We start from the raw sequence: 15459 nt of genomic DNA, 5'->3' as shown, positions 1-15459 counted from the left end.
GTTATTTACAACACTAACGACTATTTTTACCGTATAGTTAACACCAAATGTAGTAAAATTACAACTTGAACCAACTACAGGATCTGAATCTTTGTTGTTTCCCTCAGTTTACCCTGATTTAACCTCGCCAAAACAATAAAAAATGTCAAAAAATTACATTTTTCTTGTCACAGTCGTCACATTGGGTACTATTACAGATGTACCTTACAACAACTTGCGTTATTTAATTGCTATATCTGTATGAACATTTTAGAAAAAATTACACAAAATAAAGCGGCGTTTAGCAAATCTGAGAAAAAGGTGGCAGAGGTTATTCTTGCGAACCCTCAAACAGCCATTCATTCGAGTATAGCAACACTTGCTAAAATGTCGGATGTAAGTGAGCCAACGGTTAACCGCTTCTGCAGAAGACTGGACACCAAAGGCTTCCCCGATTTCAAATTACATTTAGCGCAAAGCCTTGCCAATGGTACGCCATACGTTAACCGCCATGTTGACGAGAACGATAGTCCAGACGAATACACCAATAAAATATTTGAATCGACCATGGCGTCACTTGAGGTTGCGCGACAGTCTGTCGATGTCAATGTCGTCAATCGCGTGGTAGATTTGCTTACACAAGCACAGAAGATCTCATTTTTCGGACTCGGCGCATCAGCGTCGGTCGCTCACGATGCACTAAATAAATTCTTCCGTTTTAACGTACCCGTTGTTTATTTTGAAGACATCTTGATGCAACGCATGAGTTGTATGAATTGCTCAGATGGTGACGTTGTAGTGCTTATAAGCCACACCGGTCGCACAAAGAGTTTGGTAGAGATTGCACAAATAGCGCGAATGAATGACGCTACTGTCGTTGGAATAACATCGGCAGATAGCCCGTTGGCACAAGAGTGCAGTTACGTTTTATCGCTTGAAGTACCTGAAGATACCGACATGTACATGCCAATGGCATCGCGTATTGCACAGCTTACACTTATCGACGTGTTGGCCACAGGCTTTACACTGCGCCGCGGAAACAAATTCAGAGAAAACCTGAAGCGCGTTAAAGATACCCTTCGCGGTTCTCGGTATGAGAAACGCAACGACTAACAGCTGCAACAGGGCAAGCGAGTCGATTTCATCATTCGCTTGCCTACACTTGAGAATTTGACCCCAATACCAGAAAACCGCGTTTGTTATTAAGCAACCACACCTTACTTAGTCTATTATTTGTTCACAATGTAAGTTAAAGCCGCTTAACTGGTCGAGCCAGTTATGACTTTTTCTTTCTTTCATTCACATTTTTGTCAAATTCAACTACTATTCTGTAATAAAATTACGTAAAGCGATTACAGGTGACTATTTTAATAATATTCACCTAACACTCTTTGTCATTTCTAACTACAGAAACAGCGACGGAATCTCATGACTAGAAGAACGAAAATTCTTGCCACCCTAGGTCCAGCAACCGACTCATTAGAAAAAATTCAAGCACTGATTGCCGCAGGCGCAAATACAGTACGAATGAATTTTTCTCACGGTCAAGCAGAAGACCATATTGAACGCGCTAAACGCGTTCGTCAGGCGGCCAAAAACTTAGGCAAATACGTTGCAATTTTAGGCGATCTTCAAGGCCCTAAAATTCGCGTTGCACGTTTTGCACAAGGTTCTGTTCATCTAGAGATTGGCGCTAAATTCGTTTTGGATGCAGAGCTTGGACGTGACGAAGGTAACGACCAGCAAGTGGGTATCGACTACAAAGCTCTGCCAGACGACGTTTCTGCGGGTGATATCTTATTGCTAGACGACGGCCGTATTCAGCTTAAAGTGACTGGTGTAGAAGGTCGTAAAGTCATCACCGAAGTAACTGTAGGTGGTAAGCTATCAAACAATAAAGGCATCAACCGCCAAGGTGGTGGCCTTTCTGCCGATGCGTTGACTGAAAAAGACAAAGAAGATATCAAAACAGCCGCTAAGATTGGCGTAGATTACCTTGCCGTATCGTTCCCACGCAGCGGCGCAGATCTAAATTATGCTCGCGAACTGGCTGAAGCAGCAGGTTGCTACGCAAAAATTTGTGCCAAAGTAGAACGCGCTGAAACCGTTGCAACTGACGAAGCTATGACAGATATCATTAGTGCATCGGATGCCGTAATGGTTGCTCGTGGTGATTTAGGGGTTGAAATTGGCGATGCCGAGCTTGTAGGTGTACAGAAGAAGCTTATCGCGCGCTCTCGTCAGCTTAACAAAGTGGTCATTACTGCAACGCAAATGATGGAGTCGATGATTGATAGCCCAATGCCAACGCGCGCAGAGGTTATGGATGTAGCTAACGCAGTGCTTGACGGTACCGATGCGGTGATGTTGTCTGCTGAAACAGCCGCGGGTAACTACCCTATTGAAACGGTTGCGGCTATGGCGCGCGTTTGTGAAGGTGCAGAAACACATCCAAGTGTTAAAATTTCAAAGCATCGCATGGACGAACAATTCTCGTCTACCAGTGAGTCAATTGCACTTTCAGCAGTTTACGCAGCAAACCACCTCCCAAGTGTTAAGGCAATTGTCGGTTTGACGGAAAGCGGAAGCACGCCAACGCTGATGTCACGCATCACCACATCCTTGCCAATAATAGCAATGTCGCGTCACGAAACAACACTAAACACGATGGCGCTTTGCCGCGGCGTAAAACCGGTTTACTTTGACTCATCACAAAGTGAGCCAGGTCGCTTGAAGTATGATGTTATTGCTTCACTCAAAGAGAAAGGCTTAGTTAAAAGCGGTGATAGCATTATTTTGACCTATGGTGACGAGATGGAAAAAGTGGGTGCCACCAATACGCTTAAAATTGTCGATGTAGAGTAAGACTAACAATTTAAACAATGGCATAGAGCGCTAAAAGAATAAAAGCGAAACCTGACATCAGGCTTCGCTTTTTTATTTAGATTGAAGATACAGAATACGATTCTGCATCGTTTTGAACACTCACTGCATATTGGGTCAAATGATGCGACAGAATGTTTTCAGCGCGTTCAATTAAATCATCGCGCTCATGATCCCACCCTCGCAAGTCGGCCTGTTTTGCTTGAGCAATATAATGGTCCATCCGCATCTTACGTAGCAAATGAGACTTTCTACTTAAATCAAATTCAACTTGCGAATACGTGCCTTCTATTTTCACAATATCTGGATGTAGCACACGCTCCTGATCATCTGCTGTCGCTTGACTTACAAAAGTACTACCGTTACTTGCCATTCCAACGATAACTACAAAAAAAGATACAACGAACCCCGAAACAACCCAGCGTAAAATATTCATGCCACTCTCCTTGAAGCGTCTAGTTAATAATAGATTGCAGTTATCGAGCCAACAATAAAATACATATAAAACAATGACGTATATAATTTTAGCTATTTATTGATCATGAAGGTTGGGAATTTTGTACACAGCGCTTTGAATATTTCACGCTACGACAAAACAAAGATGTGTTTGTCGTGCAGAGTTTGGGAAATGAGGTTGAAAACAGGTTGTCGGTTAAAACAAAAAAGGGGCTCGAAGCCCCTTCTGTATCGGTGATTAAACGCAATTAGTTCATGGCTGTTTCAGTCACCACACGTAAGTTATCTTCGACATCTTTTACATCAGATGCATTTTTCGCAATCTCAATCGCAAGGTCACGCTCAGCATCAGAATCAACATCGCCCGTTAGGGTTACATTGCCGTTTTCTACATCGACATCAATGTCAAAACCAGAGATATCCGTATCCATAAGAAGGCGAGTTTTAATTACGGTAGCGATTTTCGCGTCAGTTAACTCACTCGTACCTTCGTCGTACGTCTCTTCCATGTCTTCTGACATATCAGAATCCATGTCAGCTTTTGCAACAACCGTTAGTTTGTTGTCTACCGACTTTACGCCATCAATGTTAGACACTAACTCTTCAGCCAGCTTCTTCTCAACAGAGTTATCCACTTTACCAGTAAGAACAACATTGCCGTTTGAAACATCGGTGTTAATATCGAATGAATCTAGGTTACCATTGAACAACAGCGTAGCTTCAGCTTTGCCATCAATCCATGCGTCTTTGGCGCCCTTTTCCCACTTGTTGTCAGAGTTCATATCACCTGCATAAGCAGCAGTAGTCAACGATGTAGCAACAATCATAGAAAGTAGTGTGCGTTTCATAACATTTCTCCTTTGTCGAAACTCGAATAAGGTAATGCCAAAACAATGCCAACGACATAACAAACTGATTTAAAATAAAAAAACTCAAACACAAAACACAACAACCAATATTCAAGATGAAAAGTTTGCTTGCTTTGCAGCAATTTTTACTCGCCAAAGAATAATAATTCTTATTTAGCACATCTGAACTGAATCTAAACTATTCTCTTCTCGCCAGCGTAAACATTAACAATTCTTAACTGCGTAACCGAAATAAAACTGCCCGCTATGCTTGGTGGCGAGTTCTATGGCTCAGGGAGGCTATCTAAATGGAAATAGTGTTGTTGGTTTTTTCTGTAATCTTCATAGCGATATCTTTTATACCATTACTTCCCTCGTCGCACTGGACAGTTAGAGTATGGGAATTTCCTAGATTACAAATAGCGACTTTGCTAGCGGTATTACTTGTGGTCTATACAGTGAAAGCAATCTCTTACACTTTATCGGTATTAGATGTGATATTAATGCTAGGGCTTGCCGTCAGTCTGCTCTATCAATGCATGTGGATTATCCCTTATACACCACTTTACAAGCGCGAAGTACGTCGTGTAGCGGCTGAGTCTAAAGAGACATTGAGCATCCTTTCAAGCAATGTTTATATGCCGAACGACGGTTTTCAAAAGCTACTATCCCATGTGCATAGCACCCAACCTGATTTTTTAGTTACCCTTGAGTCTAATAAAAAGTGGCAAGATCACCTCAGTGAGCTTGAAGAAGACTACCCCCATCAGAAATTTTGCCCATTAGAGAACTTATACGGCATGCATGTTTACAGCAAGTATGCTTTTGAGAATGTGACCTTACGCTTTTTGATTGAGGATGACGTACCGTCGATTAGAGCAACGATTAATGTTGATGGGCAAAAAGTAACCTTATACTTTTTACACCCTAAACCACCAAGTCCAACCGAAAACGAATATGCAAAACCGAGAGATATTGAGCTACATGTGGTTGGAAAGGAAATTTCGAAGCAAAACGGCCCTATTATAGTTGCAGGAGATCTAAATGATGTGGCCTGGTCACCCACCACGCGCCATTTTAAAAAGATAAGTGGCCTGCTTGACCCGCGAGAGGGACGAGGATTTTTTAACACCTTCCATGCACACTATCCACTTGTGAAGTGGCCGCTTGACCACGTATTTCACTCGAAGCACTTTTCATTAGTACGTATTGAGAGACTAAGTGATATTGGCTCTGACCATTACCCTCTTTTCACTCAACTGGCACTTGTTGCACCACCCAATCGGGATTAACACGCCCTAGTTAATGAGATGAACGATGTTGAACGCACCACATAACACTCTCACATGCCTCTTCGCGCTTTTTGAAATGGGCTAACCCCACCAATTTGTCGCTGTACGGCCAAACTGCTTGCTTGAGTAGCGCTATGTCTTGCTCTGAAAGCTTTTCATAGTCCAATTGAATCTCAACAGCTTTTTTATTGGGTTTGATAAGTGTTGGCTTTGCATCGACGACTAATGAAGAGTCGACGCATATGTACTCTCGAGCAACCGGATCTCTTACAACGCCAATGAAGTTCTGGTCGCAGATAATAGCTGGCCAACCTTCCGAGATACGGCTTTGGCCAAACATTACCAATGTAAACGCGACCAACACAAAAAGCGTTAATCCGATAAACTGAGCGCTCAAGTCTGGCGCTACTGCCACAATGATACCCACTACTGCAGCGAAAAATATCCAGCCGCCAAATACCCGCCTCATTGCGTTTGGAGAGATGCCGGAGATAACGTCAACTGTTTTTAGCGACTGTTTGTCATATTGACGAACGACTACTGAAGATTGTACTGACACAGCCTTTACACCACTTGAAAATTTAATAACCAACAACTTATACGGTTAAAGTAAAGCCATGGACTCACATTAACGAGCATAGTACATATTGCAGAGTGTGGCATGCAATTCATCCACATTTTAGACCAAAGTTCACATTGTGGAACACCGAAGAACACTCGATGTGAACCTTTACAATACAAAGAGTTATATTACTGAAGGTAAGAATATCAAATCTCTAACCTGGCGCATAGTAGAAACGTTTGGCTACGCGTGTAACTCTTTCTCACTGTCATAGCCTATCTACCCAATGAGCAACAATACACACTGTCACCTACGTTCACCAAACAATAAAAAACATTATTAAACAGATAGTTAATCCATTAGGACTGTTTTTTGCTTAATAGCTATCAAAAGTTATGCGTCATACAAGTGAATGTTGAGACAGCGACATGCGAGGGAGGCCTTCATGCACATGCCAGTGAGCGTAGTGACTATTGTCAAAAATCGTACCGAGAAGCTTTGCCGTCTTATTTCGCAATTAGAGGCTGGCACCGACAAGCCTTCGGAGTTGATTGTAGTTTGGATGGCACCACCGTCTGAACTTTCTTTGATGAAAAGTGATCACTTCGACATTGTCCATAAGTTCACAACGCAACAGACATTACCCATTGCAAGAGCAAGAAACAAAGGCATGTTAGCCGCAACATATGACACGATTTTGTATGTGAATGTTGAAGCTATTATCGCACCAACGTTAGTGGGTGATGGTGTACGTAAATTAACATCAGACAGTGTTGTTTTTACGTCAGTAAAATTTGTATCTGAGGATTTATGTCGAGGCTCGTACAACCAACTCAAGCGCAGTCACCTTGAATTAGCAACGGGTTACCGCTCGAGTAATGATGACATGACATTCTTAGAAAACTTAAATGACAATCAACAAAATCAGGAAATTAACTATGGAGAGTTTAGTAACGATAGTATTTGTTCTACAGTGTTTTTTATTAGTAAGGCAGACTTTGAAAAAACCGGCGGTTTCGATGAAAGTTACACAGGTTTCGGATTAAACGACGAAGACTTTTTTACCACGTGTCGACATCTCGGACTGCAACTTGTGCAGCTAGAGACAGTTACATTTGTACCAGAAAGACTCACTTACCGATGTCCACTAAATCACTTGTTGGATTTTGTTTCTAACGCGCAGCGATTTCATCACAAATGGGGATTCTACCCTTGCAACGCGGTGCTAAAACGCTATGCGGCACTAGGCTACATTAATAATGACTTCGAAACTCAGGGACTGCATGTAAAACATCTTCCTTCAGAGGAAGAGATGCGCTCCTCATCAAAAGAAAAGCGTGCCCGTTTCAAAAAGTTTCACCATACTGCTCAGAACGAAGTCACTATTTTACCCACTTCCAAAAGGGCTCTTGAACCCATTGCTTAATCCGCAATAAATGTTTCAATTACACCGTTAGGCGTTTGCGTTACGCCGTGGCATCTATTATCTTGAGATGAGTGCTAACTCATGCTCACATATATGTCATTACGCTTTCGATACATCGTCGCGTTATTGCTAACAGCAACGCTTGTCACACTGTCCTTTTTTATTATTTACAGTCTGATTGATGAGCAAAAATACGACGCAGAAATCATCAATATTGCCGGACAACAACGCATGCTCTCGCAGCGTATTGCGTTATTGAGCTCTACAGGCGCTGCGTGTAGAGCCTCATTAGAAGAGACATACCTAGAGGCAACACTAGAAACCTTTAAAGTAAATCATTACAGACTTACCTCACTCCCTAACCTTCCCGCTAATGTAAAAGACACTTATTTTGGTAATGGCCAACTTGACGAGCACGTAAGAAACTTCATCAACGAAGCGCAAAATATACTGGAAAGCCCAATGTGCGAAAAGGGTTTGAGTTTGTCTATTGAACAAGTCACCGATTTACTCACTGCATTAGACAATGTCGTTAATTTCTTCGAGCAAGAAGCTTCAACGCGCGTTAGTGATGTCGCTCAAATTGAAATATTTATTTGGCTAGCCACTTTGCTATTACTGACGATTGAAGCTTTTGTTATTTTTTGGCCTCTGGAAAAAACAATTAAAGCCGCTTTTGATAAGCAAATTATACTCAGAAACGAGGCACAAGCATTAGCTCGGCAAGCTGAGAAAGCCAGTAAGGCAAAGTCCGAATTTCTTTCTAGCATGAGTCATGAACTACGCACCCCAATGAATGGTTTGTTTGGCATGATTGAATTGGCGCTAGACAATCCAAATAAAAGCGATGTTTACCTAAAGAAAGCACGGGCATCTGGTCGCCAGCTCCTCGTGTTAATAAACGATATTCTGGATATATCGAAAATTGAAGCTGGCAAAATAATTGTTGAGCAAGCGCCTGTGGATATTTTACAAGTTCTCGATGACGTGGTGTCGCTACAGCGCGTGGCATGTCAGCGCAAAGGGCTAGCGTTTCATTATTATAAAGATCCGTCTTTACCGCATGTTATAACCGGAGATATCACTCGATTATCTCAGGTGTTACATAACTTACTCAGCAATGCGATTAAGTTTACCGAAAAAGGTAGTGTGACCTTTCAAGTGTCGTACCTTCGCAAGTCGAAATCCAATGTGCTTTCTATTGAAATTACCGATACAGGAATTGGCATTGAAGAAAAGCAATTGGCGCATATTTTTAACAAGTTTGAGCAGGCAGACAATTCAACAACCCGTTCGTATGGTGGTACTGGATTGGGTTTAAGTATAGCCAAGCAACTTGCCCAACTTATGAAAGGTGACATTTCTGTGCGATCAACGTATGGCAAAGGAAGTACGTTTACTTTTTCCATTCAAGTTGAAGAGTCGACGCTTCCAGCATTAACAGTTAAACCCAATTCCAGCATTCGGTGTGCAATTGTTGATGACCTACAAACTAGCAGGGAATATATCAATCACGTGGTCTCTTCATTACAGATTGAAAGCGCGTGCTACTACAGTGCTAAGTCATTTCTCGCTGATGATCCACTTTCATTCGATGTTATTATTCTCGATATCGCCATGCCTGAAATGAGTGGGCCTCAGTTACTTCGGGAGCTTAAAAAGCAAGAGCCCGTAAACTTTCCTCGCGTCATTCTCATATCTGCGGAACTCGAGCGATTAGAATACGAAGACGACGTTTCTTCTTTGATTTGGAAAACACATGCTAAGCCCATAAATCGACGCGAGCTGGAAAACGACTTAGCCTCGCTCATTCAAGTTCAAGACAATAAAAACGATACTGCTCACACGCGTAATGGCAATGTGCGTATTCTTCTGGCCGAAGATAATGAGATTAACGCTGAAGTAGTAAAAACAATGCTGAAAAGTACAGGTTACAAATACTTACACGTAAAAAATGGAAAGGACGCCGTGGATGCCTGTAAACAACATACCTTTGACCTCATCCTGATGGATTGCAATATGCCAATTATGGATGGCCTTGAAGCATCAAGTATATTAAGAAACACACTGAGTATTAACACTCCAATAGCTGCGCTTACTGCCAATGCATTTTTGGAAGACAAAGAGGAATGTCTAGCCGCTGGCATGAATGATTTCCTTACCAAACCACTAGACAAAGCTACTCTAATCGCTTGTATTCAAAAGCATACCAAGCATTAGGCAATAGCAAACTCTTATTGAAACGGCACCTGTTGCGCTATATAGCCAGGTACAATGGCCAAATTATCTGTGTTAGCAAGAGAGCCCTGATTGCGCAGCCACAACTGATACTCACCCGTTTTTAAGCTGGCGTGTTTGGTACAGTCTACATTCCAACGGCGTAATAGATATCCCGCCATTGCGGCTCGCACTTGCAAAGTTAATACCCCCTCTTCCATCGCATAATCTAACTCTATCGCCGTAGGAAACTTTATATTTTTGGGGTGCGGTACAATTTCTAGTGGAATTAAACGCTGCCACTGCTCATCACAGTCAATACATTCATGAGGCTCTGGCGCGGATTTAACGGTAACTTTACTAATACGCGTTAATACAAAATCTCTAAAGCTCTGCGATTTTCTATCAAATGCTCTAACATGCCACCGCTGTCCGTTATCAACAATGCTGTGAGGTACTATCTCTCGTGCGCCGCTACCACTGGAAAGTGACGTATAGATAATGCTAATAGCCTTTTGATTAACTATGGCTTGAACCACCTTAGCAACAACAAAAATGTCTGGTACGTTTAATGACGACGCGCTTTCAACTGGAAAGTGAATATCACCGATAGCGTCGAAACCATCCGATATATCATTTGCCAGTTTAACGAGCGTACGCCTAGCGTCATGTTCAAATAAGGGAGAGTAAGTCTCGGTTTGAAAATACCGTTTCTCTCGCGGATCATAAATCAGGTTATCCGGTGCTAACTCTTTGTATAACGTGAAATCTCGCGACCCCGCAGATAACCCTACTTGAAACCGGTTGATGAGATCTTGACGATGGATAGCACCTTTAAACAAAAGGCAAAAATCGATATACGCCAAACGCTGGCGTTGTGAAAATGAAATTGAATCTAACATACAAAGCGCTGGTTGTTTTTCTTCAGTGTGGTTTATTTTGAGTCGTATGTAAATAGTGATTTTCAACTTGGCGCACATTTTCTTAGCGTTTATCAGCTTAAAAAAAAGCCCGGTGCTTGTTATCAAGCCACCGGGCTACCACTACACTGCAAGTTTATTTATTTTGCATTTTGCTTACGGCTATACACCAATGCAGCCAAACCTAGCAGTGCCAGTATTCCTGTGCTTGGCGCAGGAACCTGACTTACAGTAAAGCGCGCAGTTTCAACATCAGCAGTTTGAGTAGAGCCCAAAGCAGCATCAAAAAAATCGCTTTGCGTAAAACTAAACCCGTCGATGTTATCGCCCGCAGCAATAGCAATAAACTGTAACGTATACAAGCCTACCGTTTTCATACCCGATTGGAAAAACGGATTTGCCATCGGAGAAGCAATTGAAGAACCTGATACCATATTCCCTGTAACGCTACCGGCAAATAGCTCAGATGGAAATATGCCAGGCGCCATAGAAGGGCCAAACGCCATTAAACTAGTTAGGCTTGGCTCAACTGCACTGAGTACACTTGAATCAAAGTTGAATGCCGTTACATATGACGAAAAGAATGTTTGCGTGCCGTTTTCAACTAAGCCACTCAAACTCACTGTCACGCTAATGGTGTCACCCACGTTATATTCAGTCTTGTCAGTGGTCAGAGTTATAAATGCAGCGTTTGCATTAAATGTCATTGCTGCCAAAAATACTAAAATAAGCTTTTTCATTATGTTTTTCCAAAAATTAAATTGCACAACCAGCGCGCGAGCACATGCCCATCAGCGCTTGAATATCAAAGAAGTTAACCATACCGTCGCCGTTAAAATCGTAGCTCGCATCAGTCGCTTGACCAGATAAGAAGGCTTGGTAAAACGCCATAATGTCGTTGTAATCAACGTCGTTATCACCATCTAAATCACCCACTACTACCTCTTCAGGGAAGTTCATCACTACCACTACAGGGTCGTGATCAGAAGAGCGATAAGCGTCTGCGCCGTAGTAGCTAGCAAGTTGCGTTTCCGATTTAAATTCGACGTTATAGTCAAATACGCGAGGCTCATCAGCATTGATATGCCACACTGATGTGTCAACGACATACTCAGTTAGCGTGCCACTTGTTAGTGCATGGTCTAGGTAACCCATTTCACCGCCAAAGCTATACGAATAAGCACTTGCGCCTACAAACTGATTAACAACGTTGGTATAGCCTGCTGCTTCCAATGCCAAAATTGGAGACTCTTTCGCGTAAGCATTCAAATCGCCCATAATCAGTACGCGGTCTGAAAGCACTTCGCTGTTTGCTTCAATAAGTGCCAATAAACCTTGTGCTGCGTCGGTACGAAGTGCATTCCAGCAACCTTGACCATCACCTAAATCGGCGTTGTCACCTGTAGCGCTGCCACAGCTTCCTTTCGACTTAAAGTGGTTGATAGCAAAAGCAAAGCTTTCGCCGTTACTGTTTACGCTGAAGTTTTGAATAAGTGGTTGTCTGTTGCCGTAATCAAATGGCGCAGCATTTGAGGTAATTGGATTACCGACAGGCGTAACGACCGCTTGCTTGTATAGCATGCCTACCGCAATAGCATCACCACCTAATAGCGACTCAAGTGCCACATAAGCATATTCATCACTACCCAACTCGGCATTTACGCTATCGACAAGTGTCGCTATCGCTGAGTCATTGCCATAACCGTCGTTTTCAATCTCAACAAGACCTAAAACATCAGCGTTCATAGCAACAATAGCGGCAACCGTTTTCGCATTTTGACGGTTGAACTCTAGCTCACTGTCAGCACCGCGAGACGTTGGGAACTCTGGGCCATTGAAGTAGTTAAGCACGTTAAAGCTTGCTACTTTTACGTCGCCTTGTGCACGTAAAATTGGCGCGCGTGTTCTTGGATTAGTGCGGGTAGTCTGCAAGTCACCTACAGGGATAAGATTATACGCACCGAACGCGTAGTGTAGTACGCCTTCTAAGCTTTCAACGCTATCACCTAAACGTAGCGAATTAGTATGAGAAAGACCACCCACCGGGAATTCAAGACCATCGCGGTTTTGCGAGCTGTATCCATCGTCAACCAAAAGTGAATCTACTGCGTTTTGCGCAGCCAATGCCAGCGCCGCTTCAGAATTTGCTTCATATTGGTTTGTTGGGATCATTAAACGCTGCGATGAAACAGTGAATTGACCGTAACGGCCTAAGTTGTATATATCTGAAACCTTTAGAGTTTGCTCGAAGCTAACTTGCATACCTTCAAAGGCTTCCAGATCCACTTCTGCGTTCAGTGGCAATGACAACGTTGAATACAGTACGCTTTCACCAGCGCCCAGTACCTCAGCATTTGCAGTAAGCGTTAATTGAGTAACACCATAGCGCTCGCCAACTGTCGCATTTAAGCGAACTGCATCGCCAGCTTGTGGCATCTCGTTGTATGCGCCGACGTACACGAAAACACCTTCTGAAGTAGCGGTATTGTCATCAGAGTCACTGGCTTCTTCTTGTACAAAGAAGCCATCCATACCTGGTACAACTTTAGTAACTACTGCCTCTACAACTACGTCGCTTCCAACTAGCTCAGACGCTGCAGACGCTCCCTGGATAGCGCTGATAAGCACTACTTCAGGTACTGGGTCAGTAGGATCTGTTGGGTCTGTTGGGTCTGTTGGGTCTGTTGGACCGCTAACATTACCGTTATGCGCACCAAAATTACTAAATGTATTTTGCGCGAAGCTGTCCCACTCAACACTTGCATCGAAGCTTCCACTACGCGACGTGTTACCGCCGGTTACAGTGCTTTTACGCACTAGCGTTACGTCTTTACCCCAATTAGTTCTAACGCCAAACGTCCCTAGAGAGTCCACAACGTCGCCGTTGTACGTCAACTCTATGTAGTCATCGCCGTTAAAATTAATAACAAAATCACTAATGGTCGAGCCAGAAGTAAGTGATGCATCAGCCTGGCTGTTAGCAAATGTAGCCACGCCACCTGACGGAATTGAGCCTTCTAAGGCAAGTACTTTGCCGTCATTTTCACCTGAGGCGCCGTTTGAAAACAGTACTAACGAGTAACCAGAAAGGTCGACAGCTTCAGCACTGCTATTGAACAGTTCAATCGCTTTGTTGAAACTACTTCCTTCGATGTACTCAGAAATGTAAACACTGTGAGATGAAGGCGGTGTATTTCCACCAGTATCGCCACCTGTGTCACCGCCAGTGTCGCCACCTGTGTCACCGCCAGTGTCGCCACCTGTGTCGCCGCCAGTATCACCGCCAGTGTCGCCACCTGTATCAGTACCGCTGCCATCACAGCTCTCATTATATATAAGCGATGCAAGCTCAGGTTTATCAATAAATGGGTTGCGGTTTCCTTGGAATTCGAAAACGCGCTCGTTACGACGTCGCTCAAAGTCATCTACCGGATCACTTTCATGCCATTGTAGTAACACGCACAATTTACCGAAAGCGGCTTCTTCCGTCGTAGTTAAACGGTTTAGAAGTACGAGGTCTTCCTCAGTATCGCCAGCCGTATTTCCGTCATAGCGCACATCCATATAAAGCATTGAACGGGCAACATCCCCTTTCACCGCATCACGAGGTTCAAAAGAATCATTGTCAACGCGGTTAGCTGGCGCTTCGCTTAACGGACTATCACTGAAATCAAAATCGAGATTACCACGAGAACTATTGACCGAAATGTCAGTAGGACGCAAATGTAGAATATCTGTGTACGCCGTTAGGCTCGAGCTAGAGAAACCATGGCTTTTCGCCCACACGTGTTCACGGTTCCAATTGTCTGGATTTGAGCTTTGTGTACCGCTTCCATTTGTTGACTTAGCTTGGGAAACACCCTTATAGAACAACACAACATTATCGGTATTTGCAGGGTCTTCATCGGTATAAGTAAGTGCTGTCCATACTTCAGAATAGCTAAGAGTGCGATGACCGTTTTCAATAATATCGTGAGCCGCTGCTTTAAGGGTAACCGCATTTTCATTATTAGCAATTGCAGTTTCTAGCGCTGCATAATAGTCTGACTCAACATAATCGCTGGCTAAATTAATTGCTTGTAAATCGGGACAATTGAAGCACGTGCCAGACAAGAAAAGAAGCTCATTTGATGGGCTATCACCCTCATCAGGCGTATCACCACCAGTATCGCCGCCAGTTGAACCTGACGCTGTTACTTTAACGCTGTCTAGGTTTGAATATTCACTACCAGCATTGTTTGCCATAGCGACTTTGATTACGAGTGAAGCGCCAGAACCTATGTTGGCCGTAACCAATGCACTACCAAAATCATCGAATACTGTTCTGCTGTCGCCTTCGTTTAAGGTTACTAATTCAAAAGCGCCACCGTCTATCGCGTACGACACGTCGATGTAATCAGCATTTTCAAAAGTACCACTTTGAGAAAGCGCAACTTCTAACGTAATGTCGCCCTGACCACTAATATCAATTGTTTCGGTTTGCCATACAACGTCACCGTCAACATCACGTGCCTGCATAGCATTGTTGTTTACTTTGAACCAATCGCTTGTTGCGGTAATTTGTGCGCCGCTAACGTCAATTGACCAACGTTCAACACCGTCAACTACAACATTTTGGCCTACGGGAATTGGGCCTGTTGCTCCTTTACCCTGAAGTTCAGCGGCTTCAAAGTTTTCTTCCCATAGCGTGGTAGCCGCGGCGTTAAAAGAGAGAACACTGAGTGATAAAGCGCCGGTGAGAAGCGCATTGACGACTTTTGCCGTCTTTCTCAGTGAGAGGTTGTGTGTGTTATTCTGGATAGTCATTATTTTAATCTTCCGATTTATAGGAAGGTATAAAATCTTATACATACGTATACACAGCAAGCACTTAACG

At 43.2% G+C, this 15459-nt stretch carries 11 protein-coding genes; 5 read left to right on the top strand and 6 right to left on the bottom strand.

Annotated elements, in window-relative coordinates; genetic code table 11:
- Window positions 1-240: 240 nt before the first annotated feature.
- Window positions 241-1092, top strand: a complete 852-nt coding sequence (locus tag LHL20_RS06030) for a MurR/RpiR family transcriptional regulator (RefSeq protein ID WP_159626062.1) — start codon at window positions 241-243, stop codon at window positions 1090-1092.
- Between the two features lie 315 nt (window positions 1093-1407).
- The gene (pyk, locus tag LHL20_RS06025) at window positions 1408-2844 is read left to right on the top strand and encodes a pyruvate kinase (protein ID WP_202261798.1); all 1437 of its coding nucleotides are present in this window, start codon (window positions 1408-1410) and stop codon (window positions 2842-2844) included.
- A gap of 76 nt (window positions 2845-2920) precedes the next feature.
- On the opposite strand, the gene LHL20_RS06020 is transcribed toward pyk, so the two are convergent.
- Window positions 2921-3298, bottom strand: coding sequence for a hypothetical protein (locus tag LHL20_RS06020; RefSeq protein ID WP_226432646.1), 378 nt, complete (start codon window positions 3296-3298; stop codon window positions 2921-2923).
- A 268-nt stretch (window positions 3299-3566) separates the two neighbouring features.
- Complete coding sequence (locus tag LHL20_RS06015) at window positions 3567-4166, bottom strand: BON domain-containing protein (RefSeq protein WP_226432645.1); 600 nt, start codon at window positions 4164-4166, stop codon at window positions 3567-3569.
- A gap of 308 nt (window positions 4167-4474) precedes the next feature.
- Here LHL20_RS06015 and LHL20_RS06010 point away from each other — a divergent pair, with 308 nt between their 5' ends.
- Window positions 4475-5458 (top strand): endonuclease/exonuclease/phosphatase family protein, encoded by a 984-nt coding sequence (locus LHL20_RS06010; RefSeq protein WP_226432644.1) that lies wholly within the window; start codon window positions 4475-4477, stop codon window positions 5456-5458.
- A gap of 10 nt (window positions 5459-5468) precedes the next feature.
- On the opposite strand, the gene LHL20_RS06005 is transcribed toward LHL20_RS06010, so the two are convergent.
- The gene (locus tag LHL20_RS06005) at window positions 5469-6017 is read right to left on the bottom strand and encodes a hypothetical protein (RefSeq protein ID WP_202261802.1); all 549 of its coding nucleotides are present in this window, start codon (window positions 6015-6017) and stop codon (window positions 5469-5471) included.
- A gap of 448 nt (window positions 6018-6465) precedes the next feature.
- Between LHL20_RS06005 and LHL20_RS06000 the strand changes: the two genes are divergently transcribed.
- Both LHL20_RS06000 and LHL20_RS05995 read left to right on the top strand, forming a co-directional pair.
- Window positions 6466-7446: a glycosyltransferase family 2 protein gene (locus LHL20_RS06000; RefSeq protein ID WP_226432643.1), complete on the top strand. Its 981-nt coding sequence runs from the start codon at window positions 6466-6468 to the stop codon at window positions 7444-7446.
- Between the two features lie 93 nt (window positions 7447-7539).
- A complete protein-coding gene (locus LHL20_RS05995) occupies window positions 7540-9666 on the top strand; it encodes a response regulator (RefSeq protein ID WP_226432642.1) in 2127 nt (708 codons plus the stop codon).
- Window positions 9667-9680: 14 nt separating this feature from the next.
- Here the strand turns inward: LHL20_RS05995 and LHL20_RS05990 are convergent, their stop codons facing one another.
- The 3 genes from LHL20_RS05990 to LHL20_RS05980 form a co-directional block, all read right to left on the bottom strand.
- The gene (locus tag LHL20_RS05990; protein WP_226432641.1) at window positions 9681-10565 is read right to left on the bottom strand and encodes a WYL domain-containing protein; all 885 of its coding nucleotides are present in this window, start codon (window positions 10563-10565) and stop codon (window positions 9681-9683) included.
- 158 nt (window positions 10566-10723) lie between these two features.
- Entirely contained in the window at window positions 10724-11323 is a 600-nt protein-coding gene (locus tag LHL20_RS05985; protein ID WP_226432640.1) for a hypothetical protein, read from the bottom strand.
- Window positions 11324-11339: 16 nt separating this feature from the next.
- A complete protein-coding gene (locus LHL20_RS05980; protein WP_226432639.1) occupies window positions 11340-15389 on the bottom strand; it encodes an ExeM/NucH family extracellular endonuclease in 4050 nt (1349 codons plus the stop codon).
- Between the last annotated feature and the right edge of the window lie 70 nt (window positions 15390-15459).

Source organism: Alteromonas sp. McT4-15, from assembly GCF_020515205.1.
Taxonomy (GTDB): domain Bacteria; phylum Pseudomonadota; class Gammaproteobacteria; order Enterobacterales; family Alteromonadaceae; genus Alteromonas.
Note: the sequence above shows the minus strand (reverse complement) of the source record. Positions and strands in the feature narration are given on the sequence as shown.

Excerpts from the sequence above, each read along its gene's own strand:
- LHL20_RS06030 (WP_159626062.1), top strand. The coding sequence starts at position 241 with ATGAACATTTTAGAAAAAATTACACAAAATAAAGCGGCGTTTAGCAAA.
- pyk (WP_202261798.1), top strand. The coding sequence starts at position 1,408 with ATGACTAGAAGAACGAAAATTCTTGCCACCCTAGGTCCAGCAACCGAC.
- LHL20_RS06020 (WP_226432646.1), bottom strand. The coding sequence starts at position 3,298 with ATGAATATTTTACGCTGGGTTGTTTCGGGGTTCGTTGTATCTTTTTTT.
- LHL20_RS06015 (WP_226432645.1), bottom strand. The coding sequence starts at position 4,166 with ATGAAACGCACACTACTTTCTATGATTGTTGCTACATCGTTGACTACT.
- LHL20_RS06010 (WP_226432644.1), top strand. The coding sequence starts at position 4,475 with ATGGAAATAGTGTTGTTGGTTTTTTCTGTAATCTTCATAGCGATATCT.
- LHL20_RS06000 (WP_226432643.1), top strand. The coding sequence starts at position 6,466 with ATGCACATGCCAGTGAGCGTAGTGACTATTGTCAAAAATCGTACCGAG.
- LHL20_RS05995 (WP_226432642.1), top strand. The coding sequence starts at position 7,540 with ATGTCATTACGCTTTCGATACATCGTCGCGTTATTGCTAACAGCAACG.
- LHL20_RS05990 (WP_226432641.1), bottom strand. The coding sequence starts at position 10,565 with ATGTTAGATTCAATTTCATTTTCACAACGCCAGCGTTTGGCGTATATC.
- LHL20_RS05985 (WP_226432640.1), bottom strand. The coding sequence starts at position 11,323 with ATGAAAAAGCTTATTTTAGTATTTTTGGCAGCAATGACATTTAATGCA.
- LHL20_RS05980 (WP_226432639.1), bottom strand. The coding sequence starts at position 15,389 with ATGACTATCCAGAATAACACACACAACCTCTCACTGAGAAAGACGGCA.